Source organism: Pseudovibrio flavus (assembly GCF_009711345.1).
Lineage (GTDB): Bacteria > Pseudomonadota > Alphaproteobacteria > Rhizobiales > Stappiaceae > Pseudovibrio > Pseudovibrio flavus.
Genome location: NZ_SMMA01000060.1, coordinates 144,441 through 167,011 on the forward strand (window position 1 = coordinate 144,441; position 22,571 = coordinate 167,011).

The window sequence follows — 22,571 nt, forward strand, 5'->3', positions numbered from 1 at the left end:
GCCGCCCTTTGCCCGAGTTTCAAAAGGCTAGACTTCGCCTTGTAACTGTAAAATGCGTCGCTCTAATTTGCGCCGTGCAAGCATCTTCAAATGAGTACGTGGCGCAGATGCAGGTCCGATCACAATAACTTCCACGTTTCGGACGGGGCAAACGGCAGAAACTTTCACGTGGCTTCCCACCACATGAAACTCAAAGAGCACTTCTTGAAGAATAGTTTGGCCTGACATGAACTTACCTTCCCGCCAGAAACGTCAGTGTTCCATCAAAAAATAAGGGAGCGCAAAAGCGCCCCCCAAAATATCTAGCTTCATCGAACCCGATCAACGCATTGTCAGGTTTACATTGCCTGATGCTGGCTGGTTCAAGCCATCCATGTCGTAGATGTCGCCACGGAAGTGAACTGCACCGTCACTGCTTGCCCATGCTGTAACATAGGACAGGAACAGTGGAATACGGGTCTTCAACTTGGCATCCAACCGTTCGCCAGAGCGAATTGATTCGTCAACGAGGGCACGGTCCCAACCATCAGTGGTAGAACCAAGCATCCAAGTTACAAGCTCGCGAACGTTCTGCACACGCACACAGCCTGATGAGTGGAAGCGGTTACCGCTGCCAAACAGAGACTGTTCCGGCGTATCATGCAGATAGACCTGATGCTTGTTATGGAAGTTGATGCGGATAGAACCCATGGAGTTCTTTTCGCCCGGATCCTGCGTAAAGCGGTACTGGGTCGCCTGCTGGGTGTTCCAGTCAATATCGTCCCATTCCAGCTTGTTGCCGCTCCAGTCGAAGATGCGGATGTTGTTTTTAGCAAGGTAGCTCGGATCTTTCTGCATACGCGGAATAAGATCCTTGCGAATAATGCTCACCGGAACGGTCCAGTAAGGGTTGAAGTTCACCTCATGGACGGCCGACGCAAGGATCGGAGTCTGGCGATCTTTCATACCCACAACGGCGGTATGACGGGAGCGGATGACACCATTCTCAACTGCCTCGATACGAGCAGCCGGAATGTTCACCATGATGTACTTACCCTTCATTTTGCCAGCGAGTTCCTTGACGCGGTCAAGGTTCATCTCAAGCTGACGAAGGCGGGTAACGGCAGGCACGTTCAACGCGTCCACGGTATCTTTGCCAACAACACCATCTGCGCTCAGGCCATGACGAAGCTGGAAACGGCGCACGGCTGCATCAACAAAACTATCGAAAGTCTTGGAAAGGCCAGCTTCCGGCAGAAGGTCACCAGAGGTGATAAGACGCTGGCGCAGTTCTACAACGCTGTCATGGTTTTGGCCAACACGAAGTGGACGGCCCGGATAGGTCACCTGATTCCAGCCACCTTGCGCAACGATCTGCTGGTAACCCGGAATGGCCTGTTCCATGAAGAAGCGAGTATTTTCGGAAATGATAGGCGACGCCATGTCCAGCTCGGTCAAGCTACGAACACCGCTGTCGAACCCGTCTTCCCATTCAGCTCCGGTCACGATCTGACCATCGAGAATTTCGGAGGTCTGTTCTCCGAACTGCGGATCAAGCGGGGCAAGCTGGGACTGATCCAGACCGCTACCCGGCTGCGCATTGATCTCACCAACCGGCGTCTGAGGTGCTGGGTTGAGAACCATCGGCCCCAAAGGTTTCACCTGAACCTGCGCAAAAGCATCAAAAGATGCGCTCACAACGGCGGCACCCATCACAAGCGCTGAAGAACAGCTAAGCAGAAGACGACTTTTTGCGCGCAATGACACGAATATTCCCCATAATTGACCAAGGCCCGATCCTGCCTAACGAGTTTAGGCGGGCAACTGGCGAAACTCTATAACAACATAGCATGGTGTCAGACAAACGCCTGCACGGCCGAAACCACCGAAAAGAACGATAAAGTCCCCAACTGAAACAGACCGGATAGAAGCGAACAACTGCCCAAGCTGTTGAATTCACGCCCCAGAATCCATCCACTGTCTGACCTCCTCCCGTTTTTCACGGCAATATGGCTGTTTCGTGTCTGGAAAAAGGACGCGGGGGAGTTTCACCAAAATTTGATTGATCGCGGGAAACGAGCGCCATTCACACGGAAAACACGAGGAAGGCGAATCATCGAAACACGCAAAAACGCCGCTCTGTATGGGGAGAGCGGCGTTTTTTGTTTCAGCTGACACTGGGGAATTTAGAGGCGATACAGGATCTGATCGGTCCAGAAACGCTCCAAACGGCGCAGGCTGCGGTTAAGATCGACGAGGTCATTTGCCGTGATCTCACCAACCTGCTCTACCGAGAGGATGTGACGGCTATAAAGTTCGTCAACGATCTGGGCCACTTCCCGGCCTTTTTCCGTGAGACTTACGCGGACAGAACGACGGTCCATTCTGGAACGCTCGTGGTTGATATAACCAGTCTCCACCAGCTTCTTCAGATTGTAGGAAACATTGGAGCCGAGGTAGTAACCGCGAGTGCGAAGTTCGCCAGCGGTCAGCTCGTTATCGCCAATGTTGAACAGAAGAAGAGCCTGTACACTGTTCACGTCAGAGCGACCCATACGGTCAAACTCGTCTTTGATCACATCCAGCAAACGTCTGTGAAGACGTTCGATGAGTGTGAGTGCCTCAAGATATGCAGGCTTGAGTTCTGCTTGTTCTTCTTCCTGCCCCAGGACTTCAACTGCCCTATTTTGATTGATCATCTGGTTGCGCCTCATGTCCATATAATCGTGCAAGTCGTATTTTTATTCCGCACTTGAAGCAAATTTACACTACTGCCTCTAAGAACAACTTAAGAGACAAGATGAATGATCCGTTAATAGCGAAGAAGAACTTTTATCGATCAGCAATTTTTCGTTTACTTTAATGATCGCAGGTAGTGGATAATACCTGAAAAATCGACCTTTTCCCCGTCACTGTTGCAAAACAGATCATACAGCTCCGCAGCTCGTGCCCCCATTGGCGTCGCGGCACCTGAAGAATCAGAGGCTTCCTGAGCAAGTTTCAGATCCTTGAGCATCATTGCCGCCGCGAAACCCGGTTTATATGAATTATTAGCGGGTGACGATGGGACAGGTCCGGGAATCGGGCAATAACTTGTTAACGACCAACATTGACCAGAAGATGTAGAGGAAATTTCGTAGAGTTTTTCCGGGTCCAAACCGAGTTTTTCAGCAAGAACAAATGCTTCGCAGGTGCCGATCATCGAGATTCCCAAAAGCATGTTGTTGCAGATCTTCGCTGCCTGCCCTGCTCCTGCATCTCCAGCGTGCACGATGGACTTACCCATGATGTCTAGAAACGGACGGGCAAGCGCCATCGCCTCATCACTGCCGCCGACCATGAATGTCAGCGTGCCAGCAGCCGCCCCAACGGCACCGCCAGAGACCGGCGCATCTACCATATGCATCCCCGCAGCGGTCGCATCAGCCGCAACAGCGCGAGAAGAATCCACGTCGATGGTGGAACTATCAATGAAGAGTGTGCCCGTATTTGCAGTAGAAACGAGGCCTTCATCGCCAAGGTAAATAGAACGTACGTGCTTACCGGCTGGCAGCATGGTAACAACCACATCTACATTGGTCGCCGCTTCGCGCGCTGAGGATGCTGCAACACCGCCCGCTGCAACGTGTCGCTCTACAGCTTCGGCCGAAAGATCAAAGCCCAGCACCTTGTGCCCTGCCTTCACAAGATTTGCCGCCATTGGGCCGCCCATATTTCCAAGACCGATAAAACCAATCGTCTTTGACGCTGTCATTGGTTTGCCTCCCTCACTTCAAATGCAACAATAGCGCACGAATAGGCACGCCCGGCACCGCCCCAGATGCCAATTAAAAACGAGACAAAGCTGCCGAGAATGCAGCTTCCTTTAAAAATCAAAGCCGCTAGTGGCGGCCTTCTCTTTCGGAAAAGTACAGGAGAATAAGATAGATCGCGATTGCACAGATGTAGAATACGTTTTCCAGCGGCGCTCGGCCAAAAGTGGAAGCGAATGCTGTGTGCATGACGACTTTACTGAGGGATAGAAACAGCCAGATAACCGTACCCCAGTTGGCAAGGAGCCAAAGACCGATACCGGCAACAAGATCCAGCACGCCGAAGAAGACAACGACGCACTGCCACTCCAGAGGCATTTCCAGAAAATGCAGCCCCTGCCAAGTTGAAAAGCCGATAATACGCGCCCACTGAAGCAAGCCGGAAATAATCGCCAAAACCGCAACAACGCGCAGAAAGCCATGCAGGATGCCGACAAACGGCAGTCCTTTTTTGACCATATCTCCAAGCGATTGCAGCATGCTCACCGACTTATGGCTCCATTTTCACCTGTGGCGCGGTGGGGCAACCATACCTCACCGCGATTGCAATAGCATCACCCCTGCAAAGACAAATCCCCACTTACTGGCTTGTCAAAGTATGCAGCGATATCTGCGTCACTCACAGCTTCCAGCGTAGCGGGTGACCATTTCGGAGAGTGATCCTTGTCTACCAGAACAGCGCGAACCCCCTCATAGAAGTCTACACCCTTCAAGGTTCGAGCCACCATACGGTATTCCATCACCATACACTCGTTCATGGGAAGGGATGCGCCTCTTGTAAGCTGCTCGTAGGTCAGCTTCATGGAGGTCGGTGAGCGGCTTGCAAGGGTTTTCAAGGTCTTTGCAGCGAATTCGGCATGCTCACTGCCCTGCTCTTCACCAAGGCGAGCAACAACTTCTTCAACCGTATCTGCGCCAAAGCACTTTTCTACAACAGACGCGATCTTCTTAACCGGCGCATCGCCTGCATCAATCGCAAATTTGGCAAGAACGCCATCAACATCTTCACTCTCGCAGAGCGCGGCTTCCAGAACAGACATGTCCTCGGACTTGACTGCATGCGTCAGAACACCGGTCCATAGACAATCAGCCTGCCTAAGGCGATCTGCGGTCAATGCACAGTAGTAACCAATGCGGTGCGGCATACGAGGAAGGAAGTAACTGCCCCCTACATCAGGAAAGAAGCCGATACCGGTTTCGGGCATTGCGAACATGGTCTTTTCAGTGCCCACACGGTATTTGCCATGCACGGAAATACCAACGCCGCCGCCCATTACGATGCCGTCGATCAACGCGATCAGCGGCTTAGGATAGGCTTTCATGTAGGCATTGAGGCGGTACTCATCCGCAAAGAACGTAATGCTTTCTTCAGAGCGTTCTGCACCCATGTCATGCACTTGACGAATATCGCCGCCAGCGCAAAACGCCCGCTCGCTCGCGCTATTGATGATCACATGCTTGACGGCCGGATCGCTTTCCCAAGCCTTCAACTGCTCGTAAAGCGCGGAAACCATGCCGTGGGACAGTGCGTTAAGGGCTTTAGGGCGGTTCAGCGTTGCAATACCTGCTTTACCGGAGACCTTGAAGAGAACCTCTTCGCTCTTAGTCATTTGTTACTCCCATTGGCTTTGCCAGCCCTGAACCGGACGATTCAGAGCCAGCCAAAAGCCGCTGTCTTTTATTAAAATCTTATTTGAACAGTTCACGCGCAATTATCAGGCGCATGATCTCGTTGGTGCCCTCAAGGATCTGGTGTACCCTTACGTCACGCAGATAACGCTCAATCGGATAGTCCTGCAAGTAGCCATAACCACCATGCAACTGCAGCGCATCATTCACCACTTTAAAGCCGGTGTCGGTGGCAAGGCGCTTTGCCATTGCCGCAAGCTTGGTTGCCTGAGGGTCTTTCTGGTCTTGCAAGAAGGCCGCTTTATGCAGCAGCAAGCGCGCTGCTTCCAACTCGGTTGCCATATCGGCAACTTTAAACTGGAGCGCTTGAAACTGGGCAAGGTTCTTGCCGAACTGCTTACGTTCTTGCATGTAGGTCATTGCCCGCTCAAGACAGGACTGAGCAGCACCCAAAGAGCATGCGCCAATATTTAGACGACCGCCATCAAGGCCAACCATTGCAATCTTGAAACCATCGCCCTCGCCGCCCACAAGGTTGGAAACTGGCACGCGGCAATCTTCAAAGGTCACAACAGCGGTCGGCTGGCTTTTCCAACCCAACTTGCGTTCGTTCGCGCCGAATGAAAGCCCCGGCGTTCCCTTCTCGACGACAATACAGCTGATGCCAGCTGCACCTTCTTCCCCTGTTCGGGCCATGACGAAGTAAAGATCAGAAACCCCGCCGCCAGAAATAAACGCTTTGGAACCGTTGAGAACGTACTCGCTGCCATCACGAACGGCTTTTGTGCGCAAAGACGCTGCATCTGAACCCGATCCCGGCTCTGTAAGACAGTAGCTGGCTATGAGGTCCATGGAGCACATCTGTGGCAAGAACCGCTGCTTGAGCTCATCATCACCAAAGCGGTCGAGCATACCGCCAGTCATATTATGAATGGAAAGGAAAGCTGCGGTTGATGTGCAGCCCTTTGCCAGTTCCTCAAAGATCATCGCCGCATCCAAGCGGCCAAGCTCGGTTCCGCCATAATCACCGGAAACATAAAGGCCAGCTAGGCCCAATTCAGCGGCTTGCTTCAAGGTTTCGACGGGAAAGACCGAATCTCTATCCCACTCCGCAGCATTCGGTTCTAGCGCATCAGCAGAAAAGCTGGCAGCCAGTTCAACAAATGCCCGTTGGTCCTCTGATAAATTGAAGTCCATTATTGTAGCCCTCCCAAACCACAAAATAGTTCGCAGGCCCGTTATTGCAGAGCTTGCTAAAACAACGTCCTGCCCTTTGCGTAACGCTGGTGTAATTCCGCGTCAATTAAACCAAGGGCAAAAGCCAAGGCGTAAACACTGCTCTTAACTGTAGATACGACCTGCGCGAAAAAAATGGTTCATCTTCAAGACAATTGCCCAGCAAAGAAGGTGTTTGTTCCTGCTCCTGCATGTTATGGGAGTAATAATTTGCATCAGAACGCAGTCCGGCCTATTGAGGCACGAGTCAAAAATGCAGGCGAACTGCTCGAACGAAATGGTGGGAACCAATGAGCGAGAAACGTTATTCCTCTGACAAACCTTTGATGCGCAGCATCCTGCAAGGGCGGCGTATGCGTCGTAACAGGGCGACAGATTGGTCCCGCCGCCTTGTTCGTGAAAACGCACTGTCAGTGGATGACCTCATTTGGCCTATCTTCCTCGTTGATGGCGAAAACGTTTGCCAGCCTGTTTCTTCTATGCCGGGCGTTAATCGCCTGAGTGTCGACCGCGCCGTCGAAGCCGCAGAAGAGGCTGCAGAGCTTGGCATTCCTGTTATCGCGCTGTTCCCCTACACTGATCCAGCAGCAAAAGACGAAACCGGCTCAGAAGCACTCAATCCGGAAAATCTGACTTGCCGCGCCCTTCGCGCAATCAAACAGCGCGGACTGCCGATTGGCCTCATGACCGACGTTGCGCTTGATCCTTATACGTCGCACGGACATGACGGTATTCTGGATGGTGAGACAATCCTCAACGATGAAACCGTTGCACAGCTCGCTCAGCAAGCTGTCCTTCAAGCACAAGCAGGTGCAGACATTATCGCCCCATCTGACATGATGGACGGGCGTATCGGTGCTATCCGTTCCGCGCTGGATGACAACGGTTTCGACAATCTGCAAATCATGGCCTACTCGGCCAAATATGCTTCTGCGTTTTATGGTCCATTCCGCGATGCTGTTGGTACATCCGCTGCTCTTCAGGGTGATAAGCGTACCTACCAAATGGATTCCGCCAATACAGATGAAGCCCTTCTGGAAGTCGAACTTGATATCGCAGAGGGCGCTGACATGGTTATGGTCAAGCCGGGCATGCCTTATCTCGATATTGTCCAGCGTATCAAATCCCAGTTCAGCATGCCGACCTTTGCCTATCAGGTCTCCGGCGAATACGCGATGATCTGCGCCGCTGCCCAAAACGGCTGGCTGGATGAAGAACGCTGCATGCTGGAAAGCCTGCTCGCATTCAAACGCGCTGGTGCTGACGGTGTATTGACCTACTTCGCTCCGCGTGTTGCAAAACTCTTGAAAGAGCGCGGCTAACTCAGCACTCAATTTTGCTCAAGCAAACAAGCCAGAAGACAATGACAAAAACCGAAGCACCACAAACAATCGGGCTTGAACACATTCAAAAAGCTGCACGCCAAATTGAAGGGGCGGTTCTGCGAACTCCCCTTTTGGCTGCACCTCGGCTGGAACCGCTGACAGGCACCCAGATTTTCGTAAAATACGAAAATATGCAGGTCACCAACGCGTTTAAGGAGCGCGGCGCGCTCAATAAGCTGCTTGCTCTCACACCAGAAGAAAGAAAAACCGGCGTTATCGCCATGTCTGCAGGCAACCATGCACAAGCAGTTGCCCGCCACGCAACACTTCTGGGTATTCCTGCAGTCATCGTAATGCCGGAAACTACACCCCATGTGAAAGTTGCAGCGACAGAAGGCTTCGGCGCTAAGGTTGTTCTCGCTGGCGAGTCTGTAGACCAAGCAAGAGAAGAAGCAGACCGTTTAGCCAAAGAGCACGGCTACACTTGGGTCCATCCGTTTGACGATCCGTACGTCATCGCAGGTCAAGGCACCATTGCCCTTGAAATGCTTGAGGACCAGCCGGATCTTGATGCCATTGTCATTCCAGTTGGCGGCGGCGGTATGATTGCCGGTATGGCAACAGCCATTAAAGCTCTGAGGCCAGACATTGAAGTGATCGGCGTGGAGACCGAGCTTTATCCGTCTATGTACAACGCCCTGAAAGGCGAAGCACTAAAGACGGGAGGCTCAACGCTCGCTGAGGGTATTGCCGTTCATAACGTAGGCACCCTCACCCGTGAACTCGTTCTGCAGCATGTCGATGACATTGTTCTGGTGACTGAAACCCAGATCGAGCAGGCTGTGAACGCCTATCTCACCTTGCAAAAGACCATTGCAGAGGGCGCAGGTGGCGCAGGCCTTGCGGCAGTGATGGCCAATAAAGGTCGCTTTGCAGGTAAAAAAGTCGGCCTCGTGCTGTGCGGCGGTAATATCGACCCTCGCCTTCTCACAAGCATCATGCTGCGTGAACTCGTCCGCGATGGGCATATCATCTCTATCCGTTGTACTATTCCTGACAGACCGGGCCTTTTGGGCGAAATCTCGACCCTCATTGGCCATCTGGGCGGAAACATCCTTGATGTATCCCACCACCGTCTGTTCTTGGAGGTACCGGCAAAAGGCGCAACGCTGGACGTAACAATCGAGACCCGCGGTATCGTCCACGCTGAAGAGATCGTTGAAGGCCTGCGCGAAAGAGGCATCGATGTGCAGTACCGCGCCAGCGCTGAACTGCGGAACTAATTTTCTATTTAACCCCTGCGTTGAAAACCGCACTCCCCATACCTACCTCTGGGGAAGTAAAAAGGAGGGGCAACAGTGAGCCACGACACAATACAAGTTCAACGGGAAGAACCGTGGTTTGACCCATATACCCATCCGCGCCTCTATGATGGCCTGCGGTTGAAGAGATTGTTCGCATTCTTCATTGATGCGATTGCAATTCTTATTCTGACAGCTCTCGCTTCGGTCGTGGTGTTCATTCTGGGCATTTTCACACTTGGCCTCGGCTTCCTGCTCCTGCCTATTTTGTGGCAGGCGGTAGCTCTGACTTACACAGCATTTACCCTTGGCGGCAAAGATGCAGCAACGCCGGGCATGAAAGCTATGGGCCTTGAGATGCGCCTTTCCCATGGCGGACGCCCTTACCCACTTCTTGCGGCCGTGCATGCGCTCTTCTTCTGGGTATCGGTGACTGTGCTCACACCGCTAATCGTGCTGGTTTCTCTGGTCAGCAGTAAAAAACGTCTGCTGCACGATATGGTCTTGGGAACCATTGTCATTAATCGTGATGCAATTTCATAAATCGTGGTGGGGACAGAGCCCAGTTTAATTGTTTATCATGTCTCGTAGTGCGTGACGGAACCTTCAAAAAGCAATAGGAAGGTGTAGTTTTTTAAAGGCAGTACGGGGCATTGATGGACTTCCTCAACATACCGATGGCGATGACCTTTCTTGTCATCGGTTCGACCATTGTTCTTTACGCGACAGAGCGCTTTTCTATTGAAATCATCGCTCTTGGCTCGGTCACCGCGCTGATGCTGCTTTTTCTGGCGTTTCCGCAAACCCTCCATGGGGATCCGGTAACGCCAACAGAATTGCTGGCAGGGTTTGCAAATCCGGCGCTCGTTACAGTTGTCTCGCTTCTAATTGTGGGACAGGCACTCTTCCAGACAGATGCATTGGAGAAGCCCGCGCAGTTCGTGCTGCGGGTATCCAGACAGCGCAAGTGGCTTGCCACAGGCCCGCTTCTCATTCTGGTGGCTGTAGTTTCGGCATTTCTCAACAACACACCAGTTGTGGTTATGGTGCTGCCAATCCTCACCGCTGTTGCCTCGGCCCACTCGCAATCGCCTGCCCGCTATTTGATGCCGCTCTCGTTCATCACCATTTTGGGCGGTATGACGACGATGATCGGCTCTTCCACCAACTTGCTGGTTGCCAATATCGCCAACGCAACAGGTGAAGTGAAAATTGAGTTCTTCACCTTCACCAAAATCGGCGCGATGGTCGCCGCTGTTGGTGCGATCTATGTGCTATTTGTGCTACCGCGCATCCTCAAGCCACGCAAAACGATGGCTGAAGAGTTTCAAGGGAGCGGCGGCAAGCAGTTTATCGCCCAGATCCAGCTTGGTTACGGCCATCCACTCGTCGGCGCTAAAGCAGTTGCCGGGCTTTTCCCTGATTTGAAGGATATGACCGTGCGCCTCATCCAGCGTGGTGAGCGCCCTCTCCTTCCACCGTTCGAGAACGTGGTCCTGAGCCCAGGCGATACCGTTATTGTCGCCGCAACCCGCTCAACCCTCACCAAAGCTCTGGCAAGTCGGCAGCCTTTGCTGACCGCAGAGAGCAACGAGGAAACAAGCAACGACGACGAACCGTCCATGATCACCGGACAGGTCACCTTGGCAGAGGCTGTTGTTGCTCCCGGTTCGCGCCTTATCGGCCGCACTATCGCCATGGCAGGTTTTCACGCAGATACCAACTGCGTTGTAACCGGCTTGCAGCGACGTAGCCGCATGCCGCGTATGGCGATGACTGAAATTCGCATGGAAGCCGGTGACGTACTTCTGATTGGCGGCAATAGAGAAGACATCGACAAACTGCGCGGAAACCGTGACGTTCTGCTGATGGACTGGTCTACCGCTGAAGTACCTCAGCGCCAATACGCCCGCCGTGCCCTCGGCATCTTTGCGGTTATGATCGCCGTAGCTGTTTCCGGTATCGTGCCAATCGTGGTTGCAGCGGTGTGCGCGTGCTTTGCGCTCATTGCCAGTGGGTGTCTGAATATTCGTCAGGCCCTGCGCACGGTAGACAGCCGTATCTTCATGCTCATTGGTGCCTCGATCGCTGCTTCTGTCGCGCTTGAAGCAACGGGGGGCGCAAGAGCGGTAGCCGCGACCATTCTCGATCTTGCGGAAGGGCAGTCTGTTCCGGTCATCATGTCGATTGTTTTTGCGCTGGTAGCGGTGCTCACAAACCTGCTTTCCAACAATGCAACAGCGGTGCTTTTTACACCGATTGTTATCGATCTGGCGCACAGCACTGGAACACCAATCGAACCGTTCATTGTATGTTTGATCATCGCTGCAAATTGTTCATTTGCAACGCCAATTGGCTATCAAACGAACCTGATCGTCATGGGTCCAGGCCACTACCGTTTCAGTGACTTCCTCATTGCCGGTACACCTTTGGCCATTATCATATGGTTGACCTTCTCATTCCTCGCTCCGTACTATTATAATTTGTAGAAGTATAAGTTCGCGTTGGAGTGATCGGTTTGACGAAGCAAACCTTTGAAAATCCTCAGTTCTATCTGACAGCGCCTTCAGAGTGCCCTTACCTTCCAGATCGTAAAGAACGCAAAATCTTTACGCATCTGGTGGGAGGTAGCGCTCCTGCACTTAATGATATTCTTACGCAAGGTGGCTTTCGTCGCTCGCAGAACATCGCTTATCGCCCAGCCTGCGAGGAATGCCGCGCCTGCGTGTCAGTGCGCGTGTGCGTTAGCGAATTTTTCTGGACGAAATCACTCAAGCGTCAATGGAAGCTGGGTCGCGATATTATCGGGACGGAATTGCCGCCGGGCCCATCGGCTGAACAGTATGACCTCTTCCACGAGTACCTGAACTCTCGCCATCAAGGCGGCGGAATGACGGAAATGAGCGTGATGGACTACACCATGATGGTGGAGGACACCCACGTTGATACGCTGCTGATCGAATACCGCAAGCGCAGCGCGGATAGCTTCATTACCGGCGTTGGTGAAGGGCCTCTTCTCGCAACAGCGCTCAGCGACCGCCTAAGCGATGGCCTATCCATGGTCTACTCTTTCTTCGATCCAAACCACCGCTCCCCCGCTCTTGGAACATTTATGATCCTCGATCATATCGTCCGCGCCCAGCAGCTGGGCCTGCCCTATCTGTATCTGGGATATTGGGTCGATGGTTCGCCTAAGATGGCCTATAAAGAGCGCTTCCAGCCGCAGGAGCACCTTGGCGAACAGGGGTGGCGCAGACCTCAGGATAAAGAAGAAGCGCAGATCTTACCGCGCTATTACGGTCAACCGTTCACAAGGCTCTGAAGATAACCCGCAACATCTTTGAACACGCCACAAAACTCTTCTTCCGTGATACGGCCAGTATTCACGTTGTAACGAGAGCAGTGATACGTGGCGAAGAGCTGACGTCCATCAGGCAGCACTACCTGCTTGTTGTGAGCAAAAGGCTCAGCGCGCACTGAGATGCCATAGCTCTTCAGCGTATTGTCGTAGGCGACGCGACCAATGGCCACTACAGCCCGCAATCTGTAACACTGGGAGAGTGTCTTCCCCAAGAATGGAAGGCAATTCTGCACTTCTACACCGTTCGGCTTGTTATCGGGAGGAAGGCAGCGCACCACGTTGGTGATCATTACATTGGTTGGCTCTATACCGAGCGAGGGCTCTTGGCAGTCCAAATAACTGGCAAACCCGTTTTCAACCAAAGCTCTGGAGAGAAGTTCACCGGAAAAGTCTCCTTGAAAGGGAATTCCGGTTCTATTGCCGCCCTTTAGTCCCGGGGCAAGACCAACAACCAGTAACTGCGCGTTGGCCGGGCCAAAATTGGCAACGGGCGCATTGTGCCAATCCGGCTGCGCCCGCTTCAATCGGGTTCTGTATCCACGCAGTCGTAAACACAGCCCGCAATTCGCTTTAGGATCCATAAGCAAAGCCCGAGAAGGCCAAGCGGATGCTCTTAGTATTCTTCACCTTCATCTTCGTTGTCATCCTCGTTCAAACGCTGCGGACGCTCATTAGGATCACGGCCAACGCGCTGCATCAAGGTAGCAAGCTCGATAAAGTGGTCAGCCTGACGGCGCAGATCGTCTGCAATCATCGGCGGCTGGGTCTGAAGAGTGGAAACGACGGAAACCTTACGGCCACGGCGCTGCAATGCTTCTACGAGAGAGCGGAAATCGCCATCGCCAGAGAAGAGTACAACGTGATCGACATGATCAACCATCTGCATGGCATCGACCGCGAGTTCGATATCCATGTTGCCTTTGACTTTACGGCGACCAGTGGAATCAACAAATTCCTTTACCGGCTTTGTAACGACCTTGTAGCCATTGTAATCAAGCCAATCGATGAGTGGACGGATGGAAGAGTATTCCTGCTCTTCTACTAGGGCTGTGTAATAATAGGCTCTGAGCAGATAGCCTTTAGACTGGAATTCCTTAAGCAGTCGCTTGTAGTCAATATCAAAGCCGATTGCTTTTGCGGTCGAATAAAGGTTTGCACCATCAATGAATAAAGCAACCTTTTCGCGGGGATCAAACATTATTTTAGTTACCTTTCCGCTGCACAGTATCGAATGTCTCTAGTTTGCAAGAAAAGTGATACAACCTGCCAAAACAACAATGCATTCTTGAGCTAAATGCTCTTTTCCGGTCTCTTACGATTCAGCTGGCCATAATGGACCGACACTTTCCTCGCGAATATCCGGCAAATCACTCTTATCTGGCGAACTCCGATGAACTCACTTGTAACCGCGTTACACCTGCAAATAATCTCTGCAACCTGTTAAAAAATCTAGAACGCCCTATTTCTCAAAGGTTAAGGCTGTTTTTGTTAAAGGTTCCAAACAAACTTTTTACAAAACCAGCCAATGAAATGTCCACAGGCAGAGATACATTTTAACGCAAAAATTAACACGTTTAACCAGTGTGTTAGCTTTACATTCGGCCGGATTTCGAGGTCCTTGGACCCCTACTCCATTAGTTTTCGGGTTATTATCACCCACGGTGTTGCGTTACATCTTGCAACTGATAATCTGTGCCACTCTAGGTCCTCTGTCAATTCACCTAGGAGAAATTCCCGAGAAGAGGGACTATTTTCTTTATGATTTGACTTGCGTTAAGTTTTGAAGCGCATTAATGGTGGCCGGATCAATTTCCAGAAACACGGAGAATTCGTATGGCGCGTGTGACCGTCGAAGATTGCATCGACAAGGTCGAAAACCGGTTCGAGCTGGTTCTGCTTGCCAGCCATCGCGCCCGGATGATTTCCAGTGGCTCGCCGCTGACCATAGACCGCGATAACGACAAGAACCCGGTGGTAGCTCTGCGCGAAATCGCAGATGAAACCATTAGCCCGGAAGACCTTAAAGAAGACCTGATCCATTCCCTTCAGAAATATGTTGAAGTGGATGAGCCAGAAGCAGAAGCCGCACCTATGGTTCCTTCGAATCCTAATGCGGTTCAGATCAGTGCCGTGGACGACAGCGAAGTGGAATTCGACCGTATTTCCGAAGAAGACCTGTTGAAAGGTCTCGAAGGACTGGTTCCACCTGAGCGCTCCGACGACTATTAATAATTCTTGATGTCGGCGCCGGCAGTGTCGGCGCCCGTCGAGAGCCGTGCCGGCCTGTTAACCTCTTAGAGTTACTGGAGCGGCCGCAAAATGATGCGCCAATATGAACTTGTTGAGCGGGTTACCCGTTATAACCCCAACGCCGATGAGGCGCTTCTCAACAAGGCTTACGTATACGCCATGCAAAAGCATGGTTCTCAAACCCGTGCCTCGGGTGACCCCTACTTCTCGCATCCGCTTGAAGTTGCAGCTCTCCTTACCGAATTAAAGCTAGACGACGCAACCATTGCCGTCGCCCTTCTCCATGACACTATAGAAGATACCGACGCCACCCGCGCCGAGATCGACGAACTGTTTGGCGAAGAAATCGGTAAACTCGTTGAGGGCCTAACAAAGATTAGCCGACTTGACCTTGTATCTCGCAAGGCCAAACAGGCAGAAAACTTCCGCAAGCTCCTTCTCGCAATTGCTGATGACGTTCGCGTGCTACTGGTGAAACTGGCAGACCGCCTTCACAACATGCGCACCCTGCACCACATGCCGGAAAGCAAACGTGGCCGCATTGCAGAAGAAACAATGGAGATCTATGCGCCGCTCGCCGGTCGCATGGGTATGCAAGAGCTGCGTGAAGAGCTGGAAGACCTCTCCTTCCGCACGCTTTATCCTGATGCTTGCCACACCATCACTGAACGCCTTGCGCAGATTCATGAAAAGAACGCGACGCTCATCAGCGACATTGAAGCGGATTTGACAGAGCGCCTTGCAGAGCGTGGCATCAACGCCGTTGTTTCCAGCCGCCGCAAGCGTCCATATTCTATCTTCAAGAAGATGCAGCAGAAGTCCTTGGGCTTTGAACAGCTCTCCGACATCTATGGCTTCCGCGTTATCTTGAACACGGTGGAATCCTGCTATCGCGTTCTTGGCATCATTCACACAATGTGGCCATGCGTGCCGGGACGCTTTAAGGACTACATTTCTACTCCGAAGCAGAACGATTACCGCTCCATTCACACCACAGTGGTTGGACCGAAACGCCAGCGCGTAGAGCTACAGATCCGTACCGCTGCGATGCACCGCATTGCAGAAAACGGCATTGCCGCACACGCGCTCTATAAAGATGGCGTTACAGGTGGTCGTAACATCTCCACCATGACATCAGACTCCCGCGCCTACGCATGGCTGCGTGGCACCATTGATCTGCTTGCTCATGGAGACACTCCAGAAGAATTCCTCGAACATACGAAGCTGGAACTCTTCCACGATCAGGTATTCTGCTTTACGCCGAAGGGACGCCTTATCGCGCTTCCACGCGGCGCTACGCCAATCGATTTCGCATACGCTGTTCACACGGACGTGGGTAACACCTGTGTTGGCTGTAAGGTCAATGGGCGCATCACATCCCTCGTAACCGAACTCCAAAACGGTGATGAGGTTGAAATTGTCCGCTCACAGGCGCAAACCCCTCCTCCGGCTTGGGAAGATATTGTTGTAACAGGTAAGGCCCGCGCAGCTATTCGCCGTGCAACGCGTGCTTCCGCCCGCCAGCAGTACGGCGATCTTGGCAGACACATCCTGCAACGCGCTTACCAGCGGGCTGAAAAGACTTTTGAAGAAGCTGCTCTGGAACCATATCTGGGCACATTTAACTGCCAGACCACGGCAGACCTTCTGGTTTCAGTTGGTCACGGGGAAGTCTCTGCAAACGATGTAATCAAAGCGGTCTATCCGGACTTTGTTTCCGTCGTCTCCGATCTGTCTACCAATACACTTCCGGCAGGCACTGCATCGGAAGGCTGGTTCGATCTAGACCAGAACGCCTCGGTTAAATTCAAGGTGCCGGGTGCATCGCCAGAAGACGCAACAGATGGCTGCCTGCCAATTCGCGGTATGTCTAGCAGCCTACCGGTGCGTTTTGCTCCAAATGGCGGCGCTGTTCCGGGCGACCGTATCGTTGGCATCCTCACTCCGGGTGTGGGCGTTACGATTTACCCGATCCAGTCGCCTGACCTTAAAGAGTTCGACGATGCACCAGACCGCTGGCTTGACGTCCGTTGGGACATTGATCCGGAGATGCCATCCCGCTTCCCGGCACAGATCAGCGTTTCTGCCGTCAACGAGCCCGGCTCCCTCGCTGCAATCACCGGCGTTGTGAGCGAATGCGACGGGAACATCGACAACTTGAAGATGATCCGCAAGGCGAACGACTTCCACGAAATGTTGATTGATGTTGAGGTATGGGACCTCAAACACCTCAACAGAATCTTGAACCAGCTCCGCGCTAAATCAAACGTTTCACAGGCAAAACGCGTAAACGGCTAAATTTACAGCGCATCACAACGTAAAAAAAGGGCTCTTCGTCATGGAAGAGCCCTTTTTTTGTCCTTCAATCAATCTATTAAGCTAGGGGAATTACCTGTGCGCTTAAGCGCATTCGCCCCTAAGGGAATATTTTGGTAATCGTTCACCAACTCAAAAACCGAGAGGCTTCCTAAGCGAAAAAACCTGACATAATTCTGTGTCTAAATGCCCGTGTTAACGTGCTGTCGGCTATTTTCAGGTTACAAGACGGGTGTCCATCCAACGTTGATGTTCCATGATTGCTTGCAACTCGATAGAATTAAGCCGTTGACGTAGAAAACCGCTTAAGGACAAAAGCCGCTCGAAAAAAACCGGGGTACCTTCCGGCACCAACAAAACCAAGAACGCTGAACGCAAACGGGACAGAATGCTCTTTAAACGTCGTCAGAAACCAAGTCACATTGAGCGGTTGCGGGTCGCTGTCTGGCCGCGTCGCAGCTGGGCTCGTTCCTATCGGTATCTGTCAAAGCGCGTTATCCGTCTGTCTGCAAGCCCGCATGTCGTTGCTGTCGGCTTTGCGTGTGGCGCTGCTGTTTCTTGCACGACGCTGCCGGGCTTTCACTTCATTCTGGCTGCCATCACTGCATACATCCTGCGCGGCAACCTGCTTGCTTCTGCTATTGGCACCGCTGTCGGCAACCCACTCACCTTTCCGTTCCTCTGGATGTCTACGCTCAAGCTGGGCAACCTGATCCTCGGAAAGCCGGTCCATAAGTCCACCCACGCGGTAGAAATGGGCGATCACATCTTCAACAAGTCGTTTGATGCGCTTTGGCCGATTATGAAGCCAATGCTCATTGGTTCGGTTCCAATCGGGATCGTGGTTGGACTTGTTTTTTATGTCATCGTTCGTGTTGGCGTTCAGGCTTACCAGAACACGCGTAATCACCGGCTTCAGCTGCGCCAGAAAGCTGCTGAAATCGCAGCAAGACAACGTGCACGCGTTCAAAAGAAACAGAACAGCGACAATCTCCTGTGATAGAGTGCACCTCAAAAGGCACGCCACCACAAGGGAACTGGACTGAATGATCATCGGAATTGGCAGCGATCTTTGCGACATTCGGCGCATTGAACAAACACTGGAACGATTTGCGGATCGTTTTACCAAACGCGTCTTTACCGAAATCGAACAGCAAAAGTCCGATAAGCGCGCTCAAAGAGCTGCTTCCTATGCCAAACGCTTTGCTGCAAAAGAGGCAATGTCCAAGGCACTTGGCACCGGTCTTCGCATGGGCGTTGCATGGAAGGAAATGGGGGTTGTGAACCTTCCTAGCGGCAAACCGACCATGCAGCTTACGGGCGGAGCAGCCGAGCGTTTGAAGTCCATGATACCGGATGGCTTTACCGCCAGAATTGACCTAACAATTACCGACGACTACCCGCTTGCCCAAGCATTTGTCGTCATTTCGGCCTGGCCTGCGGATTGGCCTATGAATCCCCTCGAAAACTAAAGGCTAACGCATTGCACGGCGCCTCATGAGAGGCTATGTGTTCACCAGAGCAATTTGTCTTGGCGGCAAAAGTGTTGATTCAGGCTGCCCGGGATCCAGAGGATCCGCGACACGTTTTGACATGAAGGATTGATATGAGCGTTTCCAACGAAAAAAAGGAACAGGAAGGCGGCATTTACGAGACCATTAAGGTCATCGCCCAAGCGCTGCTGCTTGCCCTGATTGTGCGCACGTTCCTCTTCCAGCCATTTTCTATCCCGTCCGGATCTATGAAGGACACGCTGCTGATCAACGACTATCTGTTCGTGTCCAAATACAGCTATGGCTACAGCCGCTACTCTTTCCCGTTTGGTCTGGCTCCTATTTCCGGCCGCATCTGGGGTGATGAGCCAGAGCGCGGCGATGTTGCCGTGTTCAAACTGCCAAGTGACAACTCTACAGATTACATCAAGCGCGTTATCGGCCTACCGGGCGATGAAGTGCAGATGATCGATGGCGTGCTCTTCCTTAATGGTAAGGCAGTCAAACGCGAACGTATCGATGACTTCATCGAAAAAGATCGCTATGGCAACGTTAACCGCGTACCTCGTTATGTTGAGACACTGCCAAACGGCGTAAGCTACCATACACTCGATCTCGTCCCGAACGGAGCACTTGACACAACACGTGTTTACAAAGTTCCTGAAGGTCACTACTTCATGATGGGCGACAACCGCGATAATTCCGCTGACAGTCGCGTATTGAACAGCGTGGGTTATGTGCCCTACGAGAACTTTGTCGGCCGCGCAGAGATCATTTTCTTCTCTGTAGAAGAAGGTCAGCCGGCATGGATGTTCTGGAAGTGGCCTTGGAGCATTCGTTGGAGCCGCTTGGGTGATCTCCTTTAAAAAAAGCCCTGCTCCACAAACCGCAGGCATGGATCTAGATTCATTTACATGAACGCAAAAAAAGTAAAAAAAGGTTCCGATGCAGCCCTGGAAGCACGCATCGGCTATGAGTTCAAAGACAAGACCCTGCTTGACAGGGCGCTTAGTCATGCAAGCGCTCTGCCTGCGAACAAGGCGCCGTTGAAGAGCTACCAGAGACTGGAGTTTCTTGGAGACCGTGTTCTGGGGCTCGCCGTCGCAACTATGCTTGAAAAAGCCTTTCCTGAAGCGGAAGAAGGCGAACTTGCACGCCGTCTCAACCAGCTTGTAAAGCGTGAGACCTGTGCGCAAGTCGCAAACGAGCTGAAGGTTGGCGAACATATGCGCCTTGGCGAAGCCGAGGCACAAAGCGGTGGCCGTAAAAAAGCCGCCCTGCTCTCCGATATGTGCGAGAGTATCATTGCCGCAATTTATCTGGATGCTGGCTACGAGGTAGCCGCAGACTTTGTAGAACGTTTCTTCAAGAAGCGGATGCTGTCATACAAAGGGCCGCTGCGCGATGCAAAGACCACTCTTCAAGAGTGGGCCCAGTCCAAAGGTCGTCCAACACCGACCTATGAGCTGGTTGAGCGCACAGGACCTGACCACGCCCCTAACTTTACAATAAAAGTTATGGTGGTTGGCGTGGACCCGGGCGTCGCCGCTGGCGCGTCCAAACGTATTGCCGAGCAAGCCGCTGCCGAAGCAATCCTGCGCCGCGAAGGCGTATGGAGCGAGTAAAAATATGACAAACGAAAACGAAAACGACCACGACACCGAGAACAACGAAGAGCTTCAGGGCATCCACATTTCCGGTGGGATCATCGGGACTGGTGAAGATACCCGCGCAGGCTTTGTTGCCCTCATCGGTGCGCCAAACGCCGGTAAATCGACCTTGCTCAACCAGCTGGTCGGCATCAAGGTTTCCATCGTCACCCATAAGGTGCAGACCACCCGCGCCCTCATTCGCGGTGTGGCTATGGAAGACAAGAGCCAGATCATCTTCGTTGATACTCCAGGTATCTTCAAACCTAAGCGCCGTCTTGACCGCGCAATGGTTGACAGTGCTTGGGGCGGCGCAAAAGATGCCGATCTGATCGCCGTACTCATCGACGCCAAAAAAGGCATCGACGAAGAAGTTGAGAAGATCCTCGTTGAACTGCAGAACATCAAACTTCCTAAGGTTCTGATCCTCAACAAGGTAGACATCACCAAGCGTGAAAAGCTGCTCGACCTTGCTGCAAAAGCAAACGAGTACACTCGCTTTGACAAAACCTTCATGGTTTCCGCGCTGAACGGCTCCGGTACCAAAGACATCCTGCGTTACTTCGGTGAGCATGTACCGGAAGGTCCATGGCTCTATCCGGAAGATCAGGCGTCTGACGTGCCGCTGCGCATGCTGGCTGCTGAAATCACCCGCGAGAAGCTGTATCTGCGCCTCCATCAGGAGCTGCCGTACATCTCCACCGTGGAAACTGACCGCTGGGAAGAAAAGAAAGACGGCTCTGTTCGCATCGAGCAGACCATCTTCGTAGAGCGTGACAGCCAGAAGAGCATTGTGCTGGGCAACAAAGGCCAGACCATCAAAGCGATCTCCCAAAGAGCACGTGAAGAGATGGAAGAGGCTTTCGAAACCCGCATCCACCTCTTCGTGTTTGTGAAGGTACGCGAGAACTGGTCCGACGATCCTGAGCGCTACCGCAACATGGGTCTGGACTTCCCGCGCTAAACCGGAAGACAAAACAGTAAATGCAATGGAGCAGCGAAGGCATCGTTATAGGTTCCAGAAAACAGGGTGATTCAAACCTGCTTCTGGAGGTGCTAACCCCCGATAGGGGGCGCTGCTACGGCCTTGTGCGCGGCGGGCGTTCCCGCCGCCAGCAGCCCGCTCTTCAACTGGGCAACCAGCTTACCCTCACTTGGCGAGCACGCCTTGAAGAGCATTTGGGCAACTTCTCTATTGAGCCTATGAACCTACGCGCTGCAAACTTGATGCAAAGCGCCTTTGGCATTCATGGCCTGCAAACCCTCTGCGCTCTTCTGCACCTTTTACCAGAACGTGATCCGCACCCCGCCCTTTATCATGCCCTTGATGTGATCCTTGATCATATGGAAGCGCCGGAAATTGCCAGCGTGCTGATGGTTCGTTTCGAGCTGCAATTGCTTAACGAACTGGGTTTCGGGCTGGATCTGAAGAAATGTGCTGCGACAGGAACGCAAGAAGAGTTGATCTGGGTGTCGCCCCGCTCTGGCCGCGCCGTTTGCCGTCAGGCTGGGCAACCATACGCAGCCAAGCTCCTTCCCCTACCCCCGTTTATGAAGAACACGCAGCTCACAGCAACTGCAAATGCACAGGACTTGAAGAACGCGTTCGAGCTGACAGGCTTCTTCCTGTTCAAATACATCTTCGAGCCGCGCAACATCATCTGGCCAAGCGCCAGAGACAGCTTCCTTTTCGAGCTGACGCGCATTGCAGCAGCGACCGAAGAAAAAGCTGATTAATCCATTACTCTATCGGAGCTTTCAGGCACACCAGCACCGTGGGCTGTGCTTGCCTTCTCGCTTGCTGCATCATCAGCTGCAACAGGTTTTGCACCTGACTGATCATTGCTGGAACGCTCTGTAGTACCTTCCAAAGACTTCGGCTGCGATATAGATGGCAAGACAGGCGCGCTTTGCTGCCCGTCACTATCTTCTGCGCCCAGTGGCTGCTGATCGGTATGCTGGGCCGCCTGAAAACCTCTTATGGGATCCAGAGAATCATCTTGCTCCGCCACGCTGACAGAGCCCATATGGCCACTTCCAAGCAGAAGTGGCAGAAGCAAAAGAGGAAGTGCGAACACTAGTAAAGCGGTTGGAACTACAAACGATAGCTGGCCACGATCTTCTGTCATACGCGTCCCCTTTTCGGGTTATTCTTCGCAAACTCATATCTTTCCCTAGCGTAATTTCACCAAAATAGAATAAAGATCCAAAAAATTAAGC

At 52.5% G+C, this 22,571-nt stretch carries 23 protein-coding genes; 13 read left to right on the forward strand and 10 right to left on the reverse strand.

The genetic code is table 11. The features are described from left to right. Window positions 1-27: 27 nt before the first annotated feature. The 7 genes from E1162_RS19775 to E1162_RS09035 all read right to left on the reverse strand — a co-directional run bounded on the left by E1162_RS19775 (window position 28) and on the right by E1162_RS09035 (window position 6,617). Complete coding sequence (locus tag E1162_RS19775; RefSeq protein ID WP_371311871.1) at window positions 28-228, reverse strand: DUF6898 family protein; 201 nt, start codon at window positions 226-228, stop codon at window positions 28-30. A gap of 93 nt (window positions 229-321) precedes the next feature. Then, window positions 322-1,746 (reverse strand): L,D-transpeptidase family protein, encoded by a 1,425-nt coding sequence (locus E1162_RS09010; protein WP_371311872.1) that lies wholly within the window; start codon window positions 1,744-1,746, stop codon window positions 322-324. Between the two features lie 419 nt (window positions 1,747-2,165). After that, window positions 2,166-2,678 (reverse strand): transcriptional regulator LdtR, encoded by a 513-nt coding sequence (gene ldtR, locus E1162_RS09015; RefSeq protein WP_155129709.1) that lies wholly within the window; start codon window positions 2,676-2,678, stop codon window positions 2,166-2,168. Window positions 2,679-2,833: 155 nt separating this feature from the next. Next, the gene (gene mmsB, locus E1162_RS09020) at window positions 2,834-3,733 is read right to left on the reverse strand and encodes a 3-hydroxyisobutyrate dehydrogenase (protein WP_155129711.1); all 900 of its coding nucleotides are present in this window, start codon (window positions 3,731-3,733) and stop codon (window positions 2,834-2,836) included. A gap of 127 nt (window positions 3,734-3,860) precedes the next feature. After that, on the reverse strand, window positions 3,861-4,271 hold the full coding sequence (locus tag E1162_RS09025; protein WP_155129868.1) for a DUF6163 family protein: 411 nt from the start codon (window positions 4,269-4,271) through the stop codon (window positions 3,861-3,863). 74 nt (window positions 4,272-4,345) lie between these two features. After that, window positions 4,346-5,401, reverse strand: a complete 1,056-nt coding sequence (locus E1162_RS09030) for an enoyl-CoA hydratase/isomerase family protein (protein WP_155129714.1) — start codon at window positions 5,399-5,401, stop codon at window positions 4,346-4,348. A 79-nt stretch (window positions 5,402-5,480) separates the two neighbouring features. Beyond that, entirely contained in the window at window positions 5,481-6,617 is a 1,137-nt protein-coding gene (locus E1162_RS09035; protein ID WP_155129717.1) for an acyl-CoA dehydrogenase family protein, read from the reverse strand. 329 nt (window positions 6,618-6,946) lie between these two features. Between E1162_RS09035 and hemB the strand changes: the two genes are divergently transcribed. From hemB to E1162_RS09060, 5 genes are all read left to right on the forward strand, one after another. Beyond that, window positions 6,947-7,978, forward strand: a complete 1,032-nt coding sequence (hemB, locus tag E1162_RS09040) for a porphobilinogen synthase (RefSeq protein WP_257098875.1) — start codon at window positions 6,947-6,949, stop codon at window positions 7,976-7,978. A gap of 41 nt (window positions 7,979-8,019) precedes the next feature. Beyond that, window positions 8,020-9,264 carry a threonine ammonia-lyase gene (locus E1162_RS09045; RefSeq protein ID WP_155129720.1) on the forward strand — a complete coding sequence of 415 codons (1,245 nt, stop codon included), beginning with the start codon at window positions 8,020-8,022 and terminating at the stop codon, window positions 9,262-9,264. A 75-nt stretch (window positions 9,265-9,339) separates the two neighbouring features. Next, a complete protein-coding gene (locus E1162_RS09050) occupies window positions 9,340-9,825 on the forward strand; it encodes an RDD family protein (RefSeq protein WP_371311873.1) in 486 nt (161 codons plus the stop codon). Window positions 9,826-9,938: 113 nt separating this feature from the next. Further along, on the forward strand, window positions 9,939-11,771 hold the full coding sequence (locus tag E1162_RS09055) for an SLC13 family permease (protein ID WP_155129723.1): 1,833 nt from the start codon (window positions 9,939-9,941) through the stop codon (window positions 11,769-11,771). Between the two features lie 29 nt (window positions 11,772-11,800). Continuing rightward, on the forward strand, window positions 11,801-12,604 hold the full coding sequence (locus tag E1162_RS09060) for an arginyltransferase (RefSeq protein ID WP_155129726.1): 804 nt from the start codon (window positions 11,801-11,803) through the stop codon (window positions 12,602-12,604). On the opposite strand, the gene E1162_RS09065 is transcribed toward E1162_RS09060, so the two are convergent. Both E1162_RS09065 and E1162_RS09070 read right to left on the reverse strand, forming a co-directional pair. Beyond that, a complete protein-coding gene (locus E1162_RS09065; protein WP_155129729.1) occupies window positions 12,583-13,167 on the reverse strand; it encodes a uracil-DNA glycosylase in 585 nt (194 codons plus the stop codon). The two genes, E1162_RS09060 and E1162_RS09065, sit on opposite strands and share 22 nt — an antisense overlap. A gap of 89 nt (window positions 13,168-13,256) precedes the next feature. After that, complete coding sequence (locus E1162_RS09070) at window positions 13,257-13,841, reverse strand: LabA-like NYN domain-containing protein (RefSeq protein ID WP_155129731.1); 585 nt, start codon at window positions 13,839-13,841, stop codon at window positions 13,257-13,259. Window positions 13,842-14,476: 635 nt separating this feature from the next. On the opposite strand from E1162_RS09070, the gene rpoZ reads away from it, so the two are divergent. From rpoZ to recO, 8 genes are all read left to right on the forward strand, one after another. Next, the gene (gene rpoZ / locus E1162_RS09075; RefSeq protein ID WP_155129734.1) at window positions 14,477-14,872 is read left to right on the forward strand and encodes a DNA-directed RNA polymerase subunit omega; all 396 of its coding nucleotides are present in this window, start codon (window positions 14,477-14,479) and stop codon (window positions 14,870-14,872) included. 90 nt (window positions 14,873-14,962) lie between these two features. Then, window positions 14,963-17,191, forward strand: coding sequence for a RelA/SpoT family protein (locus E1162_RS09080; RefSeq protein WP_155129737.1), 2,229 nt, complete (start codon window positions 14,963-14,965; stop codon window positions 17,189-17,191). A gap of 406 nt (window positions 17,192-17,597) precedes the next feature. Then, complete coding sequence (locus E1162_RS09085) at window positions 17,598-18,209, forward strand: DUF2062 domain-containing protein (RefSeq protein WP_155129740.1); 612 nt, start codon at window positions 17,598-17,600, stop codon at window positions 18,207-18,209. Window positions 18,210-18,255: 46 nt separating this feature from the next. Continuing rightward, window positions 18,256-18,681, forward strand: a complete 426-nt coding sequence (gene acpS / locus E1162_RS09090; RefSeq protein ID WP_155129743.1) for a holo-ACP synthase — start codon at window positions 18,256-18,258, stop codon at window positions 18,679-18,681. Between the two features lie 134 nt (window positions 18,682-18,815). Then, window positions 18,816-19,568, forward strand: a complete 753-nt coding sequence (lepB, locus tag E1162_RS09095) for a signal peptidase I (RefSeq protein ID WP_155129746.1) — start codon at window positions 18,816-18,818, stop codon at window positions 19,566-19,568. Between the two features lie 48 nt (window positions 19,569-19,616). Next, window positions 19,617-20,327: a ribonuclease III gene (rnc, locus tag E1162_RS09100; protein ID WP_155129749.1), complete on the forward strand. Its 711-nt coding sequence runs from the start codon at window positions 19,617-19,619 to the stop codon at window positions 20,325-20,327. Window positions 20,328-20,331: 4 nt separating this feature from the next. Next, window positions 20,332-21,315, forward strand: coding sequence for a GTPase Era (era, locus tag E1162_RS09105; RefSeq protein WP_155129751.1), 984 nt, complete (start codon window positions 20,332-20,334; stop codon window positions 21,313-21,315). Window positions 21,316-21,335: 20 nt separating this feature from the next. Then, window positions 21,336-22,088: a DNA repair protein RecO gene (recO, locus tag E1162_RS09110; protein ID WP_155129754.1), complete on the forward strand. Its 753-nt coding sequence runs from the start codon at window positions 21,336-21,338 to the stop codon at window positions 22,086-22,088. Here recO and E1162_RS09115 read toward each other — a convergent pair. Then, window positions 22,085-22,480, reverse strand: a complete 396-nt coding sequence (locus tag E1162_RS09115) for a hypothetical protein (RefSeq protein WP_155129757.1) — start codon at window positions 22,478-22,480, stop codon at window positions 22,085-22,087. The two genes, recO and E1162_RS09115, sit on opposite strands and share 4 nt — an antisense overlap. Between the last annotated feature and the right edge of the window lie 91 nt (window positions 22,481-22,571).